17 protein-coding genes are annotated in these 22,376 nt (G+C 73.6%); 11 read left to right on the top strand and 6 right to left on the bottom strand.

What is annotated here, in order from left to right:
- Positions 1–55: 55 nt before the first annotated feature.
- From FH715_RS29335 to FH715_RS18520, 4 genes are all read right to left on the bottom strand, one after another.
- Complete coding sequence (locus tag FH715_RS29335) at positions 56–2,953, bottom strand: SpoIIE family protein phosphatase (RefSeq protein WP_139646735.1); 2,898 nt, start codon at positions 2,951–2,953, stop codon at positions 56–58.
- Positions 2,954–3,252: 299 nt separating this feature from the next.
- Complete coding sequence (locus FH715_RS18510) at positions 3,253–4,143, bottom strand: carbohydrate ABC transporter permease (protein ID WP_139646737.1); 891 nt, start codon at positions 4,141–4,143, stop codon at positions 3,253–3,255.
- A complete protein-coding gene (locus FH715_RS18515) occupies positions 4,140–5,030 on the bottom strand; it encodes a carbohydrate ABC transporter permease (protein ID WP_139646739.1) in 891 nt (296 codons plus the stop codon). Before FH715_RS18515 ends, FH715_RS18510 begins: the two co-directional genes overlap by 4 nt.
- A gap of 72 nt (positions 5,031–5,102) precedes the next feature.
- Positions 5,103–6,395: an ABC transporter substrate-binding protein gene (locus tag FH715_RS18520; protein ID WP_139646741.1), complete on the bottom strand. Its 1,293-nt coding sequence runs from the start codon at positions 6,393–6,395 to the stop codon at positions 5,103–5,105.
- A 775-nt stretch (positions 6,396–7,170) separates the two neighbouring features.
- Between FH715_RS18520 and FH715_RS18525 the strand changes: the two genes are divergently transcribed.
- The 4 genes from FH715_RS18525 (at position 7,171) to FH715_RS18545 (ending at position 12,604) form a co-directional block, all read left to right on the top strand.
- Positions 7,171–8,208 (top strand): LacI family DNA-binding transcriptional regulator, encoded by a 1,038-nt coding sequence (locus FH715_RS18525; protein ID WP_139646743.1) that lies wholly within the window; start codon positions 7,171–7,173, stop codon positions 8,206–8,208.
- A gap of 391 nt (positions 8,209–8,599) precedes the next feature.
- A complete protein-coding gene (locus FH715_RS18530) occupies positions 8,600–10,183 on the top strand; it encodes an alanine/glycine:cation symporter family protein (protein ID WP_139646744.1) in 1,584 nt (527 codons plus the stop codon).
- A 436-nt stretch (positions 10,184–10,619) separates the two neighbouring features.
- Positions 10,620–11,711, top strand: coding sequence for an enoyl-CoA hydratase/isomerase family protein (locus tag FH715_RS18535; RefSeq protein ID WP_246108831.1), 1,092 nt, complete (start codon positions 10,620–10,622; stop codon positions 11,709–11,711).
- A gap of 272 nt (positions 11,712–11,983) precedes the next feature.
- Positions 11,984–12,604 (top strand): L-threonylcarbamoyladenylate synthase, encoded by a 621-nt coding sequence (locus FH715_RS18545; protein ID WP_139646751.1) that lies wholly within the window; start codon positions 11,984–11,986, stop codon positions 12,602–12,604.
- Positions 12,605–12,629: 25 nt separating this feature from the next.
- Here FH715_RS18545 and FH715_RS18550 read toward each other — a convergent pair whose 3' ends face one another.
- Positions 12,630–13,382, bottom strand: coding sequence for a GNAT family N-acetyltransferase (locus FH715_RS18550; RefSeq protein WP_139646753.1), 753 nt, complete (start codon positions 13,380–13,382; stop codon positions 12,630–12,632).
- A gap of 220 nt (positions 13,383–13,602) precedes the next feature.
- Between FH715_RS18550 and FH715_RS18555 the strand changes: the two genes are divergently transcribed.
- Both FH715_RS18555 and FH715_RS18560 read left to right on the top strand, forming a co-directional pair.
- A complete protein-coding gene (locus FH715_RS18555; RefSeq protein ID WP_139646755.1) occupies positions 13,603–14,118 on the top strand; it encodes a cupin domain-containing protein in 516 nt (171 codons plus the stop codon).
- A 169-nt stretch (positions 14,119–14,287) separates the two neighbouring features.
- A complete protein-coding gene (locus tag FH715_RS18560) occupies positions 14,288–15,460 on the top strand; it encodes an acyl-CoA dehydrogenase family protein (RefSeq protein ID WP_139646906.1) in 1,173 nt (390 codons plus the stop codon).
- Positions 15,461–15,464: 4 nt separating this feature from the next.
- On the opposite strand, the gene FH715_RS18565 is transcribed toward FH715_RS18560, so the two are convergent.
- Positions 15,465–15,854: a hypothetical protein gene (locus FH715_RS18565; protein WP_139646757.1), complete on the bottom strand. Its 390-nt coding sequence runs from the start codon at positions 15,852–15,854 to the stop codon at positions 15,465–15,467.
- Positions 15,855–16,086: 232 nt separating this feature from the next.
- Here FH715_RS18565 and FH715_RS18570 point away from each other — a divergent pair, with 232 nt between their 5' ends.
- From FH715_RS18570 to fxsA, 5 genes are all read left to right on the top strand, one after another.
- A complete protein-coding gene (locus tag FH715_RS18570) occupies positions 16,087–16,539 on the top strand; it encodes an Lrp/AsnC family transcriptional regulator (protein WP_170184762.1) in 453 nt (150 codons plus the stop codon).
- Between the two features lie 46 nt (positions 16,540–16,585).
- On the top strand, positions 16,586–18,226 hold the full coding sequence (locus FH715_RS18575; RefSeq protein WP_139646762.1) for an amidohydrolase: 1,641 nt from the start codon (positions 16,586–16,588) through the stop codon (positions 18,224–18,226).
- 987 nt (positions 18,227–19,213) lie between these two features.
- A complete protein-coding gene (gene lnt / locus FH715_RS18580; RefSeq protein ID WP_139646764.1) occupies positions 19,214–20,986 on the top strand; it encodes an apolipoprotein N-acyltransferase in 1,773 nt (590 codons plus the stop codon).
- Positions 20,987–20,990: 4 nt separating this feature from the next.
- On the top strand, positions 20,991–21,779 hold the full coding sequence (locus tag FH715_RS18585) for a polyprenol monophosphomannose synthase (protein WP_139646767.1): 789 nt from the start codon (positions 20,991–20,993) through the stop codon (positions 21,777–21,779).
- Entirely contained in the window at positions 21,760–22,335 is a 576-nt protein-coding gene (fxsA, locus tag FH715_RS18590; protein WP_139646769.1) for an FxsA family membrane protein, read from the top strand. The genes FH715_RS18585 and fxsA overlap by 20 nt, the downstream gene beginning before the upstream one ends.
- Positions 22,336–22,376: the final 41 nt, after the last annotated feature.

The raw sequence follows: 22,376 nt of genomic DNA on the forward strand, positions 1-22,376 counted from the left end.
CGGCGCCCGCGTGACGCGCCCCGTGCGGCGCCCGCGGCACGCCCGCGCCCGCCGCTCAGCCGGACTCCGCGTCGCCCTCGAACGCCCCCGCGCCACCGGGGCCTTCGAGGGCGAGCGCGATCCAGATGCACTTGCCGTCCTCGGTGAAGAACGAGCCCCACGCCTCCGCCGTCTGCGCGACCAGCAGCAGCCCCCTGCCCTCCTCCGCCAGCAGGTTCAACGGCCGCAGCCGGGGCGCCGACTGGCTGTGGTCGTACACCTCGACGACCAGCCGGTCCGTCAGACGCAGCAGCCGCAGCCGGATCGGCCCCGAGGCGTGCCGCACGGTGTTGCTCACCAGCTCGCTCACCGACAGCTCGGCGACGAACACCAGCTTCTCCAGGCCCAGTTCGACCAGCCGCTCCGCCAGCCAACGCCGCGCCAGCCCCGCCGACGCCGGCTCGCACGGCAGCTTGATCGTCGCCTGCCGCCCCGGAGGCAGCCGGTCCAGCCGCGCCAGCAGCAGCGTGGCGCCGCTCTCCGGCGCCTCGCCCATCGAGTCCCAGACCCGTTCGCAGCGCTCCTCCAGCAGGGGCAGCGCCCGTTCCGCCGGCGCCCCCGCCACCGCCTCCAACGCCCCGGCCGGCGCCCGGGCCGGCCGTTCACCCGCGCCGTCCACGGTCAGGGAGGCGGTGGAGACACACAGCAGCGAGCCGGGCGCCACCTCGGTCCGCCACGTCGTGTAGGGGATGGCCGAAGCCCCCAACGGCACCCCGACCGGGACCCGGCACACCTCCGTGCGGCCGTCGGGTGACGTCAGCAGCGGAACGGGATGCCCGGCACTGAGCACGTCCAGCCGCCCGCTGGTCGCGTCGTAGAGCGCCAGAAGGAGGGTGGGGCACGGCGCCTCCGGGTCGCGCCCCAGCCTGGTCACCACCTCGCACTCGCTGACCTGCGCCGCCAGCTCGTCCAACGGCTGGTCCAGGCGCGCCAGTTCGGAGACCGTGGTGCGCAACTGCCCCATCGCGACGGCCGCCCGCAACCCGTCGCTGCCGATGCTCGCGCTGACCAGCAGCGTCCGCGCGCTCGGCAGCGGCAGCGCCGCGCTCCAACTCCCGAACCGGTCCGCCTGGCGCAGCGGGTGCCGCCGCGCCGCGACCGTCACCCCGACCGGCATCGGCAGCTCCCACGGGCGCAGCGCCTGCCGCAGCGCCTGCGCCCTGGAGTGCTCCCGGTCGAACAACCGCCCGCGCTCCAACGACTGGGCCAGCAGCCCGCCGAGCGTCGCCAGCAGGCTGAACTCCTCGGTGCCGAGGGCGTGCGGCCGGTTCCAGGACAGGACGCAGTGCCCCACCTTCTCGTTCGCCACGGCCAGCGGCAACGAGAACCACGCCTGCCGGCCCCCGGCCCGCACCACGTCCGCGATCTCCGGCGCCCGCCGGGTCAGCTCCTCGGGCGAGCCGTAGAACGTGGGCGCCTCCGAGGCCGGGAACCCGCGCCCCATGGGCGCCACCCCGCTCTCCTCCAACTCCCGCAGCCGCTCGGCGCTGTAGCCGGCGGAGCCGATCAGCTCGGTCGCCTCCGCCTGGTACTGGTAGACGAGCAGCCCGTCCGCGTCGACCATCGGCAGCACATGCTCCGCGACGGCCGCCGCCGCGTCCTTCGCCCGCACCGCGCGGGCCATCGCCTCCCGGAAGCGGTCCACCTGCTGGGCACGCAGCGCCGCCGCCCGTTCCGTGTCGTGCTGGGCGCTGATGTCCATCAACTGGACGGCGATGTGCTCCCCGATGCGTCCCGAACGGGCTCGCCAGGCACGCGGCGCCGGCGCCACGGCCGCCGGGGCGGTGAACTCGTGGGTGACCAGCGTCCCGGCGGAGGCGAACGCGGCGTCCAGGACGGCCCGCGCGTTCTCCTCACCCGCACGGCCACCGACGAACCACCCCGCCACGTCCTCCGGATGGCCCGGGTCGTATGCCGCGGCCATCGCGTTCGCCGCCCGGTTGGACCAGATCACCTCGCGGTCGGCGAGAAAGGTGTAGAGCGGGTCGGGATGGTTCTCCAGCAGCGTCGGCAGCCACTGGAGCACCGAGTGCGAGGAGGTGATGTCCCAGGAGTGCCCCTCCAGCCGGGTCGGCACGCCCTGCGCGTCGAACCTGAACTGCCCGCGCAACGAGAGCCAGTTGCTGTGCCCCGAGGTGTCCCGCACCCGGAACTCCACGGCCAGCACCTTCCGTTCGGCGATGGCACGCCGCACGTCGGCCTCCACCGCCGGCCGGTCGTCCGGGTGGACCCGGGCCATCAGGGTGCCCGCCCTGTGGTCCCAATGCTCCGGGTCGAGGCCCGCCAGCCGCAGCAGCGGCGCCGCCTCGGGACCGTGCTCCATCAGCCCGGTGGCCAGGTCCCAGGACCACATCGCCACCGGAACGCTCCGCGTCCGCGAAGCGGCCGTCGGCGTCGGCCGCCGCCACGGCGCCGGCTCCCCGGGACGCTGGTGGGCGACCGACCCCAGCCGCTCGCCCGCCACCTCGGCCAGCCGCCGCAGAAACGCGCGCCGCGGCTCGGGCGGGTCGGCCGCCAGCACGGAGAGCACCCCGGCCGGCCCCTCGTCCCCCCACACCGGCAGCGCCAGCACCCCCACGCGCTCCACCGCACCCCAGGCCGAGCCCTCCGGCTCGCCACCGGGCGGCCACGCGGCTGCCCAGCGGAGCCCGCCCTCGCGCAGCGCGACGGCGGGCGCGGTCGGGGACTCCTCGGGCAGCAGGTCCCAGCGCCTGGCGACCGTGACCGGCAGCCCGACCACGGTGGCCAGCCGCAGCGGCACGCCCGCGCCCTGCCGGAGATGGGCGAAGCCCCCGAGACCGCCGGTGCCGGCCACGGCGTGCTGCACGGCCAACCGCAACAGCTCCACCTCGGCGGTGACCTCGACGCCGGCCAGCGTCCCGAGGCGAATCAGATCCGCAGCGTCATCAAACAAGCGAAGCTCCGCGACATGCCGGTGGGGTGACACACCGTCATAACACGGAGCGCGGTGGACACACTCCCACGAACCCGGCCTGCCCCCACCCACCCCCCTAACGGTCGACTGTTCACGTGCGTGGCCTGGGTGGGGTGTCGGGTGCGGTCCGTCGTGGGGTGCTCGCGCAGCTCCCCGCGCCCCTTGCGGGGGCCGGGGTGGTCCTTCACCTCGGCCCGACGCGCGGCGAGGGGCCGGACGGCACGCGTTTCCGCGCCGCCCGGCCCCTCGGCCCCTCCACGAGTCGGTCCCTCGACGAGTCAGCCCTTCAACGAGCCCGCCATCAGCCCGCCGAGGAACCACCGCCCCAGCACGATGTAGACGATCAACGTCGGGAACGACGCGATCAGCGCGCCCGCCATGCTCGCCGAGTAGTCCTGGAGCTGACCGCTGGCCAGGAAGTTCAGCGAGATGGTGACCGGGCCGTTGCGCGCGTTCGAGAAGAACAACGCGAACAGGTAGTCGTTCCACGCCGAGGTGAACTGCCAGATCAGCGTGACGACGAACGCCGGCACCGACAGCGGCAGCACCACCGAACGGAACGTCCGCAGCATCCCCGCGCCGTCGACGCGGGCCGCCTCGATCATCTCCTGCGGCACACCCGCGTAGTAGTTGCGGAAGATCAACGTGGTGATCGGCAGACCGAAGACCACGTGCAGCACGATCAGGCTCGGCACGCCGCTCTGCACGCCCAGGTCCTGCATCAGCTCGATCAGCGGGATCATCACGGCCTGGTACGGGATGAACATCCCGAAGAGGATCAGCGTGAACACCAGGTTGGCGCCGGGGAAGCGCCACCGGGAGAGCACGAACCCGTTCATCGCGCCCAGGCAGGCGCTGATCAGCGACGCCGGGATCACCAGCGCGAACGTCCGCCCCAGCGCGGGCGACAGCTGCTCCCACGCCGTGCGCCACCCGTCCAGGTGCAGCTCGGTCGGCGGCAGCCACGCGCGGTCCGGGCTGGCGTCGCCCGGGCCCTTGAAGCTGGTCACCAGCAGCACGTAGACCGGCATCATCACGATGATCAGGAAGAACAGCAACAGGCCGTAGCGCAGCACCTGGATGCCACGGCTCCGCCGGGCGCGCGCCGACTTCGACGGGGAGGCCGGCGCAGGAGCCACGGGCTGCGGCGCGGTCGAGACCGTGCTCATCGGTTGCGCTCCTGTCGGTAGGTGTAGACGAGATACGGCACGATCAGCACCGCGACGATCAGCAGCAGCACCGTGCCGATGGCCGCCGAGAGCGCGTAGTCGCCCCGGGTGAACTCGATCCACATCTGGGTCGCCGGCACCTGCGTCGTGTAGTTCGTCTGGCCGGCGATCGCCATCACCAGGTCGAACACCTTCAGCGACATGTGCCCGACGATGATGATCGCGGACAGCGCGACCGGGCTCAGCTGCGGGAAGATCACGTGCCGGTACAGCTGCCACTCGGTGACGCCGTCCACGCGGGCCGCCTCGCGCAGCTCCTCGGGGACACCCCGGAATCCGGCCAGGAACAGCGCCATCACATATCCCGACAGCTGCCAGATCGCCGGCAGTGTCAGCGCGAGGATGCCCCAGTTCTCGTCGCTCCACCAGGAGTTCTGGAGGAACCCGAGGCCGGTCGAGTCCAACAACCGGTTGATGCCCGAGGCACGGTCCCCCTCCGCGCTGTTGAGCAGCCAGCGCCACACCACACCGGAGGCGATGAACGACACCGCCATCGGGAAGAGGTAGATGGTGCGGAATATGCCCTCACCCCGGGCGCCCCGCTCCAGCAGCCAGGCCCACAGGAATCCGAAGAACAGCGCGCCGACCAGGAAGGCCAGCGTGTACATGAGCAGGTTGCCCAGGGCGTGCTGGAAGTCCTCGTCGGAGAAGAGGGCCTTGTAGTTGTCGAGGCCCACATAGCCGTCGGCGGGGGCGCGGGAGTGGCGGTCGGTCAGCGAGGTGTTGACGTTGACGGCGATCAGGCCGTAGACGAACACCCCGACCAGCACGACCGACGGCGCGATCAGCAGCAACGGCGGTCCGAAGTTCTGGAGCCGTCTGCGCACGCTTCACCTCCAAGGAATCAAAAGGAATCAAGGGGGCCGGCCCGGAACGGACCGGCCCCCGGTGCGTGTCGGTCAGTCGGCGAGGTGGCCCTCGGCCGTGGACGCCAGGTCCTCCTGGAGCGAGGCCACGTCACCGCCGCTGCCGAACTGGCTGATGGAGGAGGTGATGTCGGTCAGCCAGCTGACCGAGGCGGCCGAACCGTGCGCCAGCGAGGAGACGATCGGGTCCTGCGCGAACGACTCGATGGCGGTCTGCTGGTACTCGCCGAACTCGGAGGTGTCCGCCTCCAGGTTGGCCGGGATGGAGCCCTTGGCCGCGTTGAACGCCTGCTGTCCATCGGCGCTGGCGACGGTGTCCAGCCAGGCGCGCGAGGCGTCCGGGTTCGGGGCGCCGACGGGCAGCGTGAAGGAGTCGGCCAGGAAGTCGAAGACGCCGTCCGTGCCGGGCACGGGGAAGGTGGTGTAGTCCTCGCCGAAGGCCTTGTCCTGCGAGGCGAAGGCGGCCTCCGCCCAGTCGCCCATCACGTTGAACGCGGCGGTGCCGTCGATGACCTGCTGGGTCGCGTCCGGCCAGTCCAGGGACTGGCGGTCGGAGTTGGTGAAGCCGAGCAGCGTCTCGTAGTGCTCAAGCGCCTCGGTCACCTCCGCGCCCGCCCAGTCGGTGGTGCCGTCCCACAGGCCGTTGTAGCCGTCGGTGCCGAGGTCGGCGAGGAGCACGGTCTCCAGCAGGTGGACCTGGGTCCAGTCCATGCCGATCGACAGCGGGGTGATGCCCGCCTCCTCGATCCTCTCCAGGTCCGCGATCCAGGCGTCCAGGTCGGCGTACTCGGCGTTGGGGTCGACCCCCGCCTCCTCAAGCGCCGCCGGGTTGGCCCACACCACGTTGGCGCGGTGGATGTTGGAGGGAACCGAGTAGTACTCGCCCTCCTGCTCGATCTGCTCCAGCAGGCTCTCGGGGAAGAGCTGGTCCCAGCCCTCCTCGGAGTACGCGTCGGTGAGCGGCTCGATGTCGCCCTGCTCGATGTAGTCGGTCAGCTCGGCACCGGCGTGCGCCTGGAAGGTGCCGGGCGGGTCGTTGGTCTGGAGCCGGGAGGCGAGCACGTTCTTCGCGTCGCTGCCGGCGCCGCCGGCGACCGCGCCGTTGACGAACTTCAGGTCAGAGTGCTGCTCCTCGAAGACGCCGACGAGCGCGTCCAGGCCTTCCTTCTCACTGCCCTGGGCCCACCAGGTGAAGACCTCCACCTCGCCCTCGCCGGTGCCGGAGCCGCCGTCGGAACCGCAGGCGGTGGCGCCGAACGCGGTGACCAGTGCCACCGTCGCCGCGCCTATGCACCGGGTTCTGGTCGTCCTGCCTCGGATCTTCATCGTTCCTCCGGTTCTCCATGGCGTGCCCACGGGCTCCAGGGCCCGAGGTGGTGGCGGTCTCGGCACCGTGGGACGGGGCTCGGGAGACCGTGTGTGACAGCGACTGGCTCACGAGGGCCAACGCGGGCGCGGGCGCGACGCGTCGACCACGCGCGCGCCCGGCAGCGGAGAGCGACCGTGAACACCGCCTTGATCAGCGGCGGCGGGACGCGGTGGGGGCGCCGTCCGGTACGCTCCGAGCGTCCTTCCCGCCCCGTCCAGGCGGTCCCGAACGGCCGTTGACATCGATGTCACGACGCAAGAGTCTGACGACCCCGGCACGGGCTGTCAAGGTCGATTCTGTTACGGCTTGTTGATCGATGGTGTTATGGGGTCGGTTCAGAACAACCACATGTAAGAGTGGGTGTGACCGTTTCCGTGGCAACTCGCGCCCGGTTCACGGTCGATCGCCGCACACCCCCGGGGGTCGGTCGACGCGGCGGCCGGTGACCTGGCCCACGATGTCGTGACGGGGAGAAAGAAGGCCGCGGCCCCGGGGTGGGGCGTGCGCGAGGCTGGGGGGGAGGGGCATACCAGGGCAATGCGGACCGGCCGTCCGGGATCTCGGACGGGGCGGGTGCGAGACCGTCGGCCCCTCGAACGTGTCTCACGTTGTCAGCTGGAGCCATTGCGGCAAGAGCCCTTGACTTAAGCGGTTAATTCTGCCGTCTTATCGCGGTGACCTGCGTGGAAAGCGCTGTGGTCAGGCCCACAGCCCGGTGCTACTCTTCCCGCCATGACCTCGATGGACAGTCCGCCTCAGCCCAGCGCGGTCGACGTCGTGGCCAGGCCCACGCTGGACGATGTGGCGCGGCTGGCCGAGGTGAGCCGCAAGACGGTCTCGCGCGTCATGTCGGGCGGGCAGAACGTCGCCCCCGACACCAGGGACCGGGTGCTGCGGGCCGCCCGCGCGCTGCGGTTCCGGCCCAACGCGGTCGCCCGCGACCTTCGCACCGGGGGCACCTCCCGCACGGTCGCCTTCGTCATCGGCGACCTCACCAACCCGTTCTACGCCTCCGTCGCCTCCGGCGTGGAGCGCGCGTTGGCGCGTCAGGACCTCACGATGCTGCTGGCGGCCACCGAGGACCTGGTGGAACGCGAGTCCCAGGCGGTCACGGCGATGCTCGAACGCCGGGTCCGCGCCCTGCTGTTGGTGCCCATCGCCGACGACCACTCGTACCTGGACGGGGAGCGGGAGCTGGGCACCCCGATCGTCGCGGTCGACCGCCCGCTGTCGCACGCGGTCAGCGACCTCGTGACGTTGGACAACCGGGGCGGCGCGGCCCAGGCGGTGCGTGCGCTCGTGGACGCCGGACACCGGCGGGTCGCGTTCGTCGGCTCCTCCTCGCGGCTGCGGCCACACGCGGAGCGGCGCAGCGGTTACGAGGACGTGCTGCGGGCGGCCGGGCTCCCGACGGACCCGGAGCTGATCAGGCAGGACGCGGCGGACGTGGAGGGCGCCGAGGCGGCGACCCGCCAGCTGCTGGCGCTGCCGGACCCGCCGACCGCCGTCTTCACGGCGAACAACCGGGCGACCGCGGGCGCGGCGCGCGCCGTGCGGGCGCACCCCTCGCGGGTGGTGCTCTTCGGCTTCGACGACTTCGAGCTGGCCGAGGCGATGGACGTCAGCGTCGTCGCCTACGACCCGGCGCGAATGGGGGAGGCCGCCGCGGAGTTGGCGTTGGAGCGCCTGGGGCGGCCCTCGCGCACCACGGAGCAGATCACGCTCGCCACGCATCTGCGGACGCGCGGCGACCTCACGCCCGCGGGCTGAGCCGCCGGCGCCCCGGGCGGACGCGCGGCCGGGGCGGACGCGCGGCCGGGGCGGTTCCCCGGTCGGGTCCGGGCGCCGGTAATGGGAGGCGGATTCCGCGCTCCGCATTCCGTGCCCGGAAGGCGGCGAAGCGGGCGCCGAATGCCCGTTTCCCCTTCCATTTGTCGCCGTGCGGGCACGGCCAAGTGTGCCCTCGGGGGCCGGATTTCCCGTCGCAGTGACGGCCGCGCGGGGCGCGCGACGTCCTTTCGTCGGGTCTTTTCGTTCGCCAGAGAGATTATCGGCTTTCTTGGGTTAGCTTTCCGAAGCCTGGGCAGGTGGGGGCAACTGGGAGCCGGCGGTGCCGGCTTCCCCCCTCTCGATCGTTACGAAAAGGCTGCCAGAGGTGCACATGGCCAACGAAAGTTCCTGGACCGAGACGGTTGACGAGAAAGTCAACGACGTCTTCGAGCCGGTATCCGAGGTTCTGGGCGATATCGTCTTCTATGAGGTTCCGGTCTTCGGCGCCGACTTCCCGATCATCGTCGCCTGGCTCGCCGTCGCCGGGCTGGTGTTCAGTATCTACTTCGGGCTCGCCCAGGTCCGACACATCGGCAAGGCGCTGCGCCTCGTCCGGGGCAAGTACGACCAGCCGGACGCCCCCGGCGAGGTCAACCACTTCCAGGCGCTGACCTCGGCGGTCTCCGGGACGGTGGGGCTGGGCAACATCGCGGGTGTCGCGATAGCCGTCGCCATCGGCGGTCCCGGCGCGACGTTCTGGATGATCGTCTGCGGCCTGCTCGGCATGGCGAGCAAGTTCGTCGAGTGCACGCTCGGCGTGAAGTACCGCGAGTTCAACGAGGACGGCACCGTCAACGGCGGGCCGATGCTCTACCTGCGCAAGGGCCTCGCCGAGCGCGGGATGGCCGGCGTGGGCAAGGTGCTGGCCTGGTGTTCCGCCGCGATGCTGCTCTTCTTCACCCTCTTCGGCGGCAACCTCTTCCAGATCAACCAGTCGCTGGAGCAGCTGGTCGCGGTCACCGGCAAGGACGACAGCTTCTTCAACACCAGCGGCGGTGCCATCTTCTTCGGCCTGCTGGCGGCGGCCCTGGTCGCGCTGGTCCTCATCGGCGGGATGCGCTCCATCGGCGCCGTCACCAGCCGGCTGGTGCCCAGCATGGCCATCCTCTACGTCGTGGCCTGCCTGGCGGTCATCGGCTTCAACATCGGCCACGTGCCCGACGCGTTCGGCGCGATCTTCTCCGGCGCCTTCAACCCGGAGGGCGTGGCCGGCGGTCTGCTGGGTGCCCTGATCGTCGGCTTCCAGCGCGCGGCGTTCTCCAACGAGGCGGGCGTCGGCTCCGCGCCGATCGTCCACTCGGCGGTGCGGACCAAGCGGCCGGCCACCGAGGGGCTGGTGGCGATGATCGAGCCGTTCGTCGACACGGTGATCGTCTGCACCATGACCGCGCTGACCATCATCATCGCGGACGGCGGCATGTACAACGACGCCCGTGACGCGGTGGCCAGCGGCGAGGGCGACGGTGTCTCCGGCACCTCGGTGGGCATCTCCATCACCTCCGACGCCTTCGAGACGGCGCTGCCCTGGTTCCCGCAGATACTCACCGTCGCGGTGATCCTCTTCGCCTTCTCCACGGTGATCACCTGGGGCTACTACGGGCTGAAGAGCTGGGGCCACATCTTCGGGCACAGCAAGACGTCGGAGATGATCTACAAGATCATCTTCTGCTCGGTGATCGTGACCGGCGCGCTGCTCTCGCTGGGCGTGCTGGTGGACCTGGCGGACGCCGTCCTCTTCGCCGCGGCGCTCTTCAACATCATCGGGCTCTACCTGCTGGCCCCGGTGGTCAAGCGGGAGCTGGACAAGGTGCTGGAGTACATCCGGCGCCGGGACGCGGGCGAGAGCGACGCGGAGATCGAGGCGGACGAGGCCAGGGAGGCCGAGGCGCACGCGGGGGAGACCGGGGCCCGGTAACCCGCACCCGTCGGACAGGCTCCGGGGCGGCTCCCCACGCCGCCCCGGACCCGAACGAGCGATGCCGCACTGGTCAGTTGACCAGTGCGGCATCGCGTTGACCGGTCAGTCGACCACTGGTCGGTGGCCGGACGCTCAGCGCCGCGCGTGGCGGACCTTCAGCCGCCGCCGGGCCCCGACCCGCGCTCGGCCACTGGTGGCTCCCCGTGCGTCCGCCGACGCCCCGCCCATCGGAGGCGGCCTCGCCCCCCGTGGCCTCCTCCTCCCGCCCGGTCGGTCGCGGGCCCTGACCCGCGGACGACCCGGCGTGCGCCGTTTCCGTCAGGCCCTCCCGCCCGGTTCCTGGCCGCCGCCCCGCCGTAGTCTCTTCGCGTTGACCGCCCGGGCGGAGCGCTCCGCCCGGACAGGACCGGAAGCCGGCAGGAAGGACGCGCGCGTGACGCGAGGCGAAGCGACCCCCGACGCCCCCGAGGTGCTGCTGACCAGGCGGGGCCGACTCGGACTTGTCACCCTCAACCGCCCCCGCGCCCTCAACGCGCTCAACCACGCGATGGTGCGCCGGCTCACCGCCGCCCTTGAGGCGTGGGCGGGCGACCCCGAGGTGGCGATGGTCGCGATCACCGGCGCCGGCGAACGCGGCCTGTGCGCCGGCGGCGACATCCGCGCCATCCACCGCGACGCCACCTCCGGCGCCGTCGACGCCGGAGCCGCCTCCGCCGCGTTCTGGCGGGACGAGTACCGGCTCAACGCGCTGATCGCCCGCTTCCCCAAGCCCTATGTGGCGCTGATGGACGGCATCGTGATGGGCGGCGGTGTCGGCGTCTCGGCCCACGGCGACGTGCGGGTGGTCACCGAACGCTCCCGGGTCGCCATGCCGGAGACCGGCATCGGCTTCACACCCGACGTCGGCGGCACCTGGCTGCTCGCGCACGCGCCGGGCGAGCTGGGCACCCATCTCGCCCTCACCGGCGGGGAGATGACCGCCGGCGACGCGCTGCACTGCGGGTTCGCCGACCACCATGTGCCGTCCTCGGCGCTCCCGGCGCTGCTCGCCGACCTCGCCGACCTCGCCGAGACGCCGGCGGAACGCGCGGTCGCCGCCCACGCGACCCCCGCCGCGCCAGGGGCGCTGCCCGAGGCGCGCGCCTGGATCGACGCCTGCTACGCGGCCGACGACGTGGCCGAGATCGTCGCCCGCCTGCGGGACCGCCCCGAGGAGGCGGCCCTGCGGGCCGCCTCCGTCCTGGAGACCCGGTCGCCCACCTCGCTGAAGGTCACCCTGGGCGCGGTCCGCCGGGTCCGCCGGCTCGGGCTGAGCCTGGAGCGGGCGTTGGAGGCCGAATACCACGTCTCGCGCGCCCTGTTGGCCAGCCCCGACCTGGCGGAGGGCGTCCGCGCCCAGGTCGTCGACAAGGACCGCTCTCCCCGGTGGCGTCCGGCCACCCTCGACGAGGTCACCGAAGCGGACGTCGCCCGGTACCTGACCACCCCCGTGGACACGCCAGGACTGGGCCTGACCAGCACCTGACCGGCGCCTGACCACTCGACCACTTCACCAAACCACCGCGTCTGACCAGCTGACCACCGCGCCTGTCCACTTCACCGACCACTTGACCGACCACCTCCCCGGACAACAACCGTCGGCTGACCACTGACCACTGACCACTGACCACTGACCACTGACCACTGACCACTGACCACTGACCACTGACCACTAACCACCGGCCACCGGCCATGTCCCGCCCCTCGCCCCCGCCCGCCGGGCAGGGGGCAGGCGACGGGTGCCCTAGGCTCGGGCGCATGGCGAGATACCTTGACGTCCACCCGGAGAACCCGCAGCGCCGCGTGATCACCCAGGCGGTCCAGATCCTGAGCGAGGGCGGGCTGATCGTCTATCCGACGGACTCCTGCTTCGCGCTCGGCTGCCTGCCGGGCAACGCCGAGGGACTTGACCGCATCCGCACGATCCGGCAGCTGGACAGCCGCCACCACTTCACCCTGGTCTGCCGCGACCTCACCCAGCTCGGCCAGTTCGTGCGGCTCGACAACACCGCCTTCCGCTCCATCAGGGCGGCCACGCCCGGCAGTTACACGTTCATCCTGCCGGCCTCGAAGGAGGCCCCCCGCCGGGTGCTGCACCCCAAGCGCCGCACCGTCGGCGTGCGCGTCCCCGAACACCCCGTCGTCCAGGCGCTCCTGGCCGAACTGGATGAACCGCTGCTCTCCAGCACCCTGTTGCTGCCCGACCAGGAGGAGCCGCTGACCCAGGGCTGGGAGATCAAGGAACGCCTCGACCACGTGGTGGACGCCGTCCTGGACTCGGGGGACTGCGGCACCGAGCCGACCACGGTCGTCGACTTCTCCGACGGCGAGGCGGAGATCGTCCGCCGCGGCGCGGGCGACCCGGGCCGCTTCGAGTAACGGCCGCCGATCGGCCGCGACCGGCTCACCCCCGCTGGCCGTCCGCCAGCAGCAGGCTGATCTGGGTGCCCAGTTCGCGGAAGCCCAGGGCGGCGGCGACCCTTCGGGACGCCGGGACCCTGGCGCGCCACTGGGGGAGGAGACCGGCCGCGAGTGCGTGCGCGACGGCCGCCGAGGCCGTCGCGCGGGCCAGGCCCCGGCCCCGCCACCGTGCGCCGGTCAGCACGCAGACGTGCGCGACGCCGCCCGTCCACCCCTCGTACCCGGCGGCGGCGACCACCCGGCCGCCGTCCCGCACCACGAACGCCGGCGAGGTGATCCCTTCGAGGCCGGCCTCGCCCACCTCCTCGCGGCCGGCCAGCTCCGCCAGCCGCGCCAGCTCGGCGTGGCGGGCCGGCAGCCGTTCGACCGGCACCGCCTCCCCGGCCACCCCCGAACGGAACCACTCGGCGGAGACATACGCCAGCGCCGCCGGCCCCAGCACCTCCACCACCGGCAGCGCCCCGCGCCCCCGCGGAGATCCAAACGAGACGACCTGCCGCGCCTCGGCCGGCAACGCGCCCAGGGTCGCGCGTACGAGTTCCGCCGTCGGCTCGGACGGCGCGGTCACGAGCGCCGCGCCGCCCAGCACCACCGCGCCGACCCAGCCGGGCGGGCACAGACCGGATTCCGGCGCGACCACGACGTTCGCCTCGCCCCGGCCCGGGAACGACGCCGGAACCCCGGCCCATCCCGCCCACCGGGCGCGGACGCCGGTGATCAACGAGTCCGTCACCATCAGCAGTCCGTCACCATGAGCAGTCCGTCTCCATAAGCCCGACTGTGACACCGCGCCCCGCCGCCCGGCTAGGGCCTTTTTCCGGAGAGGCCCCAGCCCGCCGCGCGCGCCCACCACCCACCGCCTCCCCGCGCCCGGGGAGCTCGGTCTTTGGGGCGGCCACGGGCGGGGCATGATCGCCGTGGCGGGCGGGGGCCGGACACGGAAGGGCGGAGGACCCATGGACATGCGGGCTCGGTGGGGGCGTTGGGCGACGGTGCCGGTGGCGGTGTGCGCGGCGTGGGGACTGGTCGCCGTCCCCTCCTCGGCGGCGGAGACGACGGCCGGCGCGTCGGCGACGGCACCGTCGGAGAACACCGCGGCGACCGGCGGGGAGCCGGTCGTCGAGCCGTTGACCGAGGGCTTCGCCCCGGAGGGTGTCGCGATCGACGCCGAGGGGCCGACCGACGTCGCGCAGAAGGTGATCACCATCCCGCCAGGAGGCACCACCGACTGGCACACTCACGCGGGGCCGCTGCTCGGCGTCGTCGAGTCCGGCACCCTCACCAGGACCCTGGACGACTGCTCCGTGGAGGTCTCCGGCCCCGGTGACGCCCTGGTCGAGCCGCACGGCGCCGACCACGCCCACGTCGGCCGCAATCTCGGCGACGAGCCCGTCGTCCTCTACGCGACCTATGTGGTCCCGCACGGCGCGCCGCTCTCCGAACCCGCCGAGAACCCGGGCTGCCCGGAGTAGCGCCGCCCGCCACGACCGCCCGCGCCGGCGGCGGCCCGCTCGACCAACGGGCCGCGCGCTGGTTCACTGCTCAGCACCGACGAAACGCCACCCGTACGCCCGGGCGAACCCCCGGCGCGCGGCCCGGCGGGCCACCCGTACCCGCCGCCCAGGAGGAACCATGGTGACCATGCCGTCCGAGATGCCGACCCGCCCCGCGCCCGCCGGGGACGAGGCCGACGAACTCCTCGCCCTCGCCCGCCGGGTGGCGGCCCGCGAGGTCAGGCCGCCGGCCGCCGAGGAGGAGGAGGCCGGCGTCTTCCCCCGCGAGACGTTCGCCCTGCTCTCCAGGACGGGACTGCTCGGCCTGCCCTACCCGACGGAGTACGGCGGGGGCGACCAGCCCTACGCGCACTATCTGCGGGTCCTGGAGGAGCTGGCCGCCGCCCGGCTGACCGTGGGGCTCGGGGTGAGCGTGCACACCCTGGCCTGCCACGCACTGGCCGGCTTCGGGGACGCGGCGCAACGCGCCCGTTGGCTGCCGGCGATGCTCGGCGGCGAACTCCTCGGCGGCTACTGCCTCTCCGAGCCCACCGCCGGCTCCGACGCCGCCAGCCTACGCACCCGCGCGGTGCGCGACGGCGACGAGTGGGTGATCACCGGCACCAAGGCGTGGATCACCCACGGCGGGATCGCCGACTTCTACACCGTGCTGGCCCGCACCGGCGAGGAAGGCCCGGGCGGCATCAGCGCGTTCCTGGTGCCGGGCGACGCGCCCGGGCTGACGGCGGCGAAGCCGGAACGGAAGATGGGCATGGGCGGATCGCCCACCGCACAGCTGCACTTCGACGGGGTCCGGGTCGAGGACGGCCGCCGGCTGGGGGAGTTGGGGCGCGGCCTGTCGATCGCGCTGGCCGCGCTCGACGCGGGGCGGCTGGGCATCGCGGCCTGCGCGGTCGGGCTGGCCAGGGCGGCGCTGGAGGAGGCGACGGCGTTCGTCGTCAGGCGGCGGCAGTTCGGCCGCCCGATCAGCGACTTCCAGGGCACCCGCTTCCTGCTGGCCGACCTGGCCACCGGGATCGAGGCCGGCCGCGCGCTGCTGTTCTCCGCGGCGCGGCTGAAGGACGCGGGTCTCCCGTTCACCGCCGAGGCCGCCATGGCCAAGCTGTTCTGCACCGACCACGCGATGCGGGTGACCGTCGACGCGGTCCAGCTGATGGGCGGGTACGGCTACAGCGCCGACTACCCGGCCGAGCGCTATCTGCGGGAGGCGAAGGTGCTCCAGATCGTGGAGGGCACCAACCAGATCCAACGGCTGGTCATCGCACGGCAGTTGCTCGACGGGGCGTGCGCCGGGGACTGAGCGCTCAGGCGGCCTGCCGCAGGGCGGGCGCGGGGCCCGAGGCGTGGGAGAACGGCTGGAGCCGCCAGTCCAGGCCCTCCGGCAGCGCCGCCAGCGCCCGCGAGTCGCCGTGCGCCGGCCGCGTCCAGGTCAGCGCCCAGTCGGTCGCGGCGGGCTCCCGGCCGGAGCCGGGGCAGACGGTCAGCCCGAAGGGCTGCCACGGGGTGGCGACCAGCGCGTGGGAGGGCAGCGGCGCGTCCGCCGTCTCCAGGGCGATCGAGCGGGAGCAGTCCGGGCAGACCGCCCGCGCCGCCTCGGCGTCGGTCGGGTCGTGCTCCGGCTCGAACGCCTCGATCGCCTCGACGAGTCGCCGCCCGTTCGCGCCGGTGCGTCGGGGTGGTTGAGCAGTGGGCATTTATCCCCCTTGGATGGCACATCCGATGGCCACTGCAAGAGTTGCCCGTGCCGATCGGCGGATAATCACCCGTCAGGCCGCCCTGTCGACGAGGGAAGGTGGTCTTCGTCACATTTCGGCGACGAACGGTTGTTCCCTCCGGGGTGGGCGTGCCCGCCGGCCCGCCCGCCCCGTCCCGAACGCCCGGAAAGCGTCCAGCGCCCCGCCCGCCGTGCGGGTAGGTTACGGACTCGTGAGTGACCTATCGGAGGACCTGGACCGGCGCATCGTCGAACTGCTCGTCAAGGACGGGCGGATGAGCTACACCGACCTGGGCAGGGCCACCGGCCTCTCCACCTCCGCCGTCCACCAGCGCGTCCGCCGGCTCGAACAGCGCGGTGTCATCCGCGGCTACACCGCGCTCGTCGACCCCGAGGCCGTCGGGCTGCCGATGACCGCGTTCATCTCCGTGAAGCCGTTCGACCCCAGCGCCCCGGACGACACCGCCGACCGGCTCGCCGAGGTCCCCGAGATCGAGGCCTGCCACAGCGTCGCCGGCGACGAGAGCTACATCCTCAAGGTCAGGGTCGGCGCCCCCGCCGAGCTGGAGCACCTGCTGGCCCGCATCCGCTCCCTGGCCGGCGTCTCCACCCGCACCACCGTGGTCCTCTCCACCCCCTACGAGGCCCGCCCGCCCCGGATCTGACCCCCACCGCGCCCGGCGCCCCGCGGCGGGCGCGAGACTAGCGGGCATGACCCGACGCACCACCTCCGCCACGGCACCCTCCACGCTGCTGCGGCGGGGCGAGATCCACAGCCCGGCCGACCCCTTCGCCACCGCCATGCTGGTGACCGGCGACCGCGTCGCCTGGCTCGGCTCCGAGGCCGCCGCCGACGCCCTGGCCGACAGCGCCGACCACACCGTCGACCTCGACGGCGCCCTGGTAGCCCCCGCGTTCACCGACGCCCACGTGCACACCACCGCCGCCGGCCTGGCGCTCACCGGCCTCGACCTCACCGAGGCCGCCTCCCTCGACGCGGCGCTGGCCGCCGTCCGCGCCTACGCGGCGACCCGGCCCGCGGGGGAGGTGCTTCTCGGACACGGCTGGGACTCCGCGCGCTGGCCGGAACGCCGCGCCCCCCGACGGGCGGAGCTGGACGAGGCCGCCGGCGGACGCCCCCTCTACCTCTCCCGGGTCGACGTCCACTCGGCGCTCGCCACCACCGCCCTGCTCGACCTCGTCCCCGGCGTCACCGACCGCGAGGGATACGCCGCCGACCGCCCGTTGACCGGCGACGCCCACCACGCGGTGCGCGCACACGCGTTCGGCGCCCTCACCCCGGGGCGCCGTGCCGAGGCCCAGCGCGCCGCCCGCGCCCACGCGGCGAGCCTGGGGATCGGCGCGCTCCACGAGTGCGGCGGCCCGGAGATCTCCAGCGAGGACGACCTGCTCGCCCTCCTGCGGCTCGCCGAGGACGAGCCGGGGCCACGCGTCCTCGGCTACTGGGCCGAGCTGGTCACCGACCCCAAGGACGCCCTGCGCATCGCCGAGCTGGGCGCCGCCGGGGCCGCCGGGGACCTCTTCGTCGACGGCTCCCTCGGCTCGCGCACCGCCCACCTGTGCGCGCCCTACGCGGACGGCGGAACCGACACCGGCGTGGCCCACCTCACCGAGGAGCAGATCGCCACCCATGTCGCGCTGTGCACCGAGGCCGGACTCCAGGCCGGCTTCCACGCCATCGGCGACGCGGCCGTCACCGCCGTCGTGCGGGGGGTGCGCGCCGCAGCCGACCGGGTCGGCCGCGAACGGGTGCGCGCGTTGCGCCACCGCGTCGAACACGCCGAGCTCCTCACCGCGGGCCTCGTCGCCGAACTGGCCGAACTCGGCCTGGTCGCCTCCGTCCAGCCGGCCTTCGACGCCGCCTGGGGCGGGTCCGACGGCATGTACGTCGACCGGCTCGGCGCCGAACGGGCCGCCGCGCTCAACCCGTTCGCGGCGCTGGCCCGCGCCGGGGTGCCCCTCGCGTTCGGCTCGGACGCGCCCGTCACCCCGCTCGACCCCTGGGGCGCGGTGCGCGCCGCCGCGTACCACCGCACGCCCGAACACCGGATCTCGGTGCGCGCCGCGTTCACCGCGCACACCAGGGGCGGGTGGCGCGCCGTCGGCCGCGACGACGCCGGCGTGCTGGTGCCGGGCGCGCCCGCCGACTACGCGCTCTGGGACACCGGGCCGCTCCTCGTCCAGGCCCCCGACGACCGGGTGGCCCGCTGGTCAACCGACCCGCGCTCCGGCACCCCCGGGCTCCCCGACCTCACCCCCGGCTCCCCGCTGCCCCGCTGCCTGCGTACCGTGGTCGGGGGGCGGACCGTGTACGACCGGCTGAACGAGTGATCCCGGTCCCGGCCGATACCGCCGAACGACGGCTACCGCCGCGCCGGGAACGCGGCCGGTGCTCGGCACTGACCTGCCGTTTTCAGGAAAACGCCCTGGTGAGACGGATGTTGACAGCCAGCGGGCCTCCGGGGGTAGGTTCGGCCGGGTCCACCACAGGACGTCCGGCCGGCGCACCTTCACGCAGTCGTCGAACGCTGCTGGGCCAGAGGGCGGGCGCCAACCCGGCGCCCCGCCACCGGGAGCCAGGTCCAGTGTCCGCGGCACGGGGACGGGAGGCACCGCCCGGTCGGCTGGTGCGACCCGGGCGGGGCCCGGACGCTCAGTAGACAACGGCTTTCGGTCGACCCGCAGCCAGCGGGTCCCGGGTCGGACCGAAGGGCGCCGGGCTCCGGCCCGCAGATGTCTCCGACGGTTTCTGGGAGCCGACCACCGGCCTTGCCGGCCCGGGTGGGTTGTCGCCCGCGCCCCGGCGGCGGGTTTCGGACGACGACGGTCCGGTATGGGCAGGGTGGGTTGTCGCCCGCGCCCCGGTGGTGGGTTGCTCGCGCAGTTCCCCGCGCCCCTGGTCGTGGTGGGCGTGGTCGGTCGGTGGTGGCGTGCTTGGGGGCGCGGGGAACTGCGCGGTGCGTGTGTGGCGGGGGTCGGACGACGACGGTGCCGTACCGGCGGGGTGGGTTGTCGCCCGCACCCCGGTGGTGGGTTTCTCGCGCAGTTCCCCGCGCCCCTGGTCGTGGTGGGCTGTTTGGGGGCGCGGGGAACTGCGCGGTGCGTGTGTGGCGGGGGTTGGACGACCGCGGTCCGGCACCGGCAGGGCGGGTTGTCGTCCTCGCCTCGGTGGTGGGTTTCTCGCGCCCCTGGTCGTGGTGGGCGCGACCGGTCCCGCACCGGCAAGGTGGGTTGTCGGCTGCCGGTGACGGCCCCCCGCGTCGTTCGAGGTACGGTCGTTTCTCACCGCCCCGCTCTTGAGGAGAGGCCACGACCGTGGTGCTATCGGGCCCAGAGACGACCACCAGGGACGAGTCGGACGACCGACGCGTGCGGCCCGAGGCTCCGCCCGGGCCGGCCGCCGGCGTTCCGGCGCGCCGTCCCCGCTGGCCGCGTCGGCTGCTCGCCGCCCTGCGGCACGACTGGCAGGTCACCGTGCTCGCGGTGCTCGCGGGCCTCGCTCTGGTGCCCGCGTTCCCGCCCTACGACGTGTGGCCGCTGTCGCTGGTCGCGGTCGCCGCGCTCTCCCTGCTGACCAGGGGGCGCAGCGCCCGCAGGGGCGGCTGGCTCGGCTTCGCGATGGGTCTGCCGTTCTTCTTCGGGCTGCTCAGCTGGCTGCGGGTGGTCGGCTGGGACGCGACGTTCGGGCTGTCCGTCATCCAGGCGCTGTTCTTCGTGCCGCTCGGCGCCGGGCTCGCGGCCACGGCGCGGATGCGCGCCTGGTGGCTGTGGGCCGCCTGCCTGTGGGTGGCGGAGGAGTGGGCCAGGGGCCGGGTGCCGTTCGGTGGCTTCCCCTGGGGGCGGCTGGCGTTCGCCAACACCGACACCCCCTACACCCCGCTGGCCGCGCTCGGTGGCGCGCCGCTGGTCACGTTCGCCGTCGCGCTCACCGGCACGTTGCTGGCCTGGGCGGGTGTCCGCCTGTGGCATCTGCGGCGCGCCGGCCTGCTCACCCCCCGCGAGGCGCTGCCCGCGCTCGGCGGCGTCGGCCTGGCCGTGGCGGTGGGCGCCGGCGGCTACGCCGTGCCGGTGCCCACGGCGGCGGACGACACCGCGCGGGTCGCCGTCGTGCAGGGCAACGTCCAGCAGCCGGGCATGGACTTCCTCGGCCGCCCGATGATGATCCTCAACAACCATGTCGAGGCCACCCGGCGGCTCGCCGACGATGTCGCCGCCGGCCGCGCGGACCAGCCCGACCTGGTGCTGTGGCCGGAGAACGCCTCCGACCTCGACCCCTACCGCCGCCCCGAGGCGTACGCGGCCATCGACAGCGCGGTGCGCGCCATCGGCGTTCCGGTGCTGGTGGGCGCCCTGGTCGACCACCCGACCGAGGAGGGGTACGTCGAGAACCAGGGCATCGTCTGGGACCCCGAGAGCGGGCCCGGCGACTCGTACACCAAGCAGCACCCGGTGCCGTTCGGCGAGTACGTGCCCTTCCGCGACCAGCTGTCGACGGTGATCTCCCGGTTGGACCGGGTGCCGCGCGACTTCTGGCCGGGCGAGCACTCGGGCGTGCTGGATGTCGGCCCGGCCCGTCTCGGCGACGTGATCTGCTTCGAGGTCGCCTACGACGGCATCGTCACGGACACCGTCAACGACGGCGCCCGCGCCCTGGTCGTGCAGACCAACAACGCCACGTACGGCAACACCGGCCAGCCCGAGCAGCAGTTGGCCATGTCGCGGCTGCGCGCCGTCGAGCACGGCAGGGCCGTGGTGACCGTGGCGACCAGCGGCATCAGCGCGGTGGTCAGGCCCGACGGCTCCATAGAGCAGCGCACCGAGGAGTTCACCCAGGACGTGCTGACCACCGAGCTGCCGCTGCGCGACGGCCGCACGGTCGCCGACCGGGTGGGCGCCGCCCCCGAGTGGTCGTTGGCCCTGGGCGGCCTGCTGGCCTGGGCCTGGACCGGTCTCCGCCCGCGCCTGGCACGCCGTGGGAAAGGCGCGAGCGGCACCAGCGGCGCGACCGGCGTGACCGACGCGGGCGAGGGAGACACGGCCGGCGGGAGAGACACGGCCGCCGAGGGCGGTGCGGGAGAGCGGAAGGAGTGAGCGGGTGAGGGAGGACGCGCGGGCCCTTCCGCCGCTGGGCAGGGTCCTGGTGGTCATCCCGACGTACAACGAGGCGGACAATCTCCCGCCGCTGGTCAGACGGCTGCGCGCGCTGATGCCTGCGTGCGAGGTGCTGGTCGCCGACGACGACAGCCCCGACGGCACCGGCAAGCTCGCCGACGAGCTGGCCGCCGCCGACCCCGGGGTCCATGTGCTGCACCGGCCGGGTAAGGAGGGCCTCGGCGCCGCCTATCTGGCCGGTTTCCGCTGGGGCGTGGAACGCGGCTACGGCGTGCTGGTCGAGATGGACGGCGACGGCTCGCACCAGCCGGAGGAGCTGCCCCGGCTGCTGACCGCCCTGGCCTCGGCCGACGTGGTGCTCGGCTCCCGCTGGGTGCCGGGCGGCAGGATCGTCAACTGGCCGCGCTACCGTCAGCTGCTCTCCCGGGGCGGCAGCGCCTACTCGCGGCGGGTGCTCGGCCTGCCGATCAGGGACGTGACCGGCGGCTACCGCGCCTTCCGGGCGCGGGTGCTGAACGAGGCGCTGCTGCACGACGTGGCGTCGCAGGGCTACTGCTTCCAGGTGGACCTCGCCCACCGGGCGATCCGGGCGGGGCACCGGGTGGTCGAGGTGCCCATCACGTTCGTCGAGCGGGCGCACGGCAACAGCAAGATGAGCCGGGACATCGTGATCGAGGCGCTGTGGCGGGTGACCGCCTGGGGAATCGCCGCCCGACTCGGTGGATTGCCCCGACGCCAGGCACACTTGCAGCATGACATCCGGGAGCCCTGACCCGTACCGAGGCCGACGCACGGGCGCGACGCGCGCCGTCGGCCGCCGCCGTGGCCCGTTGGCCCTGCTGCCGCTGGTGGTGGCCGCCTGGGCGCTGCTGGAGATCTGGCTGCTGATCATGCTCGGCCAGGCGGCCGGCGGCCTCACCGTCTTCCTGGTGCTGGTCGCCGGGGTCCTGGCGGGCGCTTTGGTGATCCGGCACGCCGGCAGGCGCGCCTGGCAGCGGCTGGCGGCGCAGGCCAGGGGGACGGCGGAGCCGGGCACCCGTTCGCCGGCCGGCGGTGGGGTGCTGACCATGCTGGGCGGCCTGCTGCTGATGGTCCCCGGCCTGCTCTCCGACGTGGTCGCGCTGCTGTGCCTCTTCCCGCCGACCGCCAAGCTGATCCGCGGCTCCGCCGCGCGCGCCGTCGAGCGGCACACCTGGCCCGTGGGGCCCGCGTTCCGCGCGGCGGGGGAGGCCGGCCGGCGGATGCGCCACCCGGACGGCCGTGTCGTCCAGGGCGAGGTCGTCCGCGACGACGACGAGCCCGGCGAGGACCGCGACCGCCGCGCCTGACCGCCACCCGACGCCTGACCACCACCCGACCATGGAGCCGT

Source organism: Streptomyces sedi (genome assembly GCF_006335015.1).
In the GTDB taxonomy this organism is placed as follows: Bacteria; Actinomycetota; Actinomycetes; order Streptomycetales; family Streptomycetaceae; genus Streptomyces; species Streptomyces sedi.

What these genes read in the sequence shown, in the direction of transcription:
- FH715_RS18510 (WP_139646737.1), bottom strand. Translation starts at nt 4,143, where the DNA reads ATGAGCACGGTCTCGACCGCGCCGCAGCCCGTGGCTCCTGCGCCGGCC.
- FH715_RS18520 (WP_139646741.1), bottom strand. Translation starts at nt 6,395, where the DNA reads ATGAAGATCCGAGGCAGGACGACCAGAACCCGGTGCATAGGCGCGGCG.
- FH715_RS18525 (WP_139646743.1), top strand. Translation starts at nt 7,171, where the DNA reads ATGACCTCGATGGACAGTCCGCCTCAGCCCAGCGCGGTCGACGTCGTG.
- FH715_RS18530 (WP_139646744.1), top strand. Translation starts at nt 8,600, where the DNA reads ATGGCCAACGAAAGTTCCTGGACCGAGACGGTTGACGAGAAAGTCAAC.
- FH715_RS18545 (WP_139646751.1), top strand. Translation starts at nt 11,984, where the DNA reads ATGGCGAGATACCTTGACGTCCACCCGGAGAACCCGCAGCGCCGCGTG.
- FH715_RS18550 (WP_139646753.1), bottom strand. Translation starts at nt 13,382, where the DNA reads ATGGTGACGGACTCGTTGATCACCGGCGTCCGCGCCCGGTGGGCGGGA.
- FH715_RS18555 (WP_139646755.1), top strand. Translation starts at nt 13,603, where the DNA reads ATGGACATGCGGGCTCGGTGGGGGCGTTGGGCGACGGTGCCGGTGGCG.
- FH715_RS18560 (WP_139646906.1), top strand. Translation starts at nt 14,288, where the DNA reads ATGCCGTCCGAGATGCCGACCCGCCCCGCGCCCGCCGGGGACGAGGCC.
- FH715_RS18565 (WP_139646757.1), bottom strand. Translation starts at nt 15,854, where the DNA reads ATGCCCACTGCTCAACCACCCCGACGCACCGGCGCGAACGGGCGGCGA.
- FH715_RS18575 (WP_139646762.1), top strand. Translation starts at nt 16,586, where the DNA reads ATGACCCGACGCACCACCTCCGCCACGGCACCCTCCACGCTGCTGCGG.
- fxsA (WP_139646769.1), top strand. Translation starts at nt 21,760, where the DNA reads ATGACATCCGGGAGCCCTGACCCGTACCGAGGCCGACGCACGGGCGCG.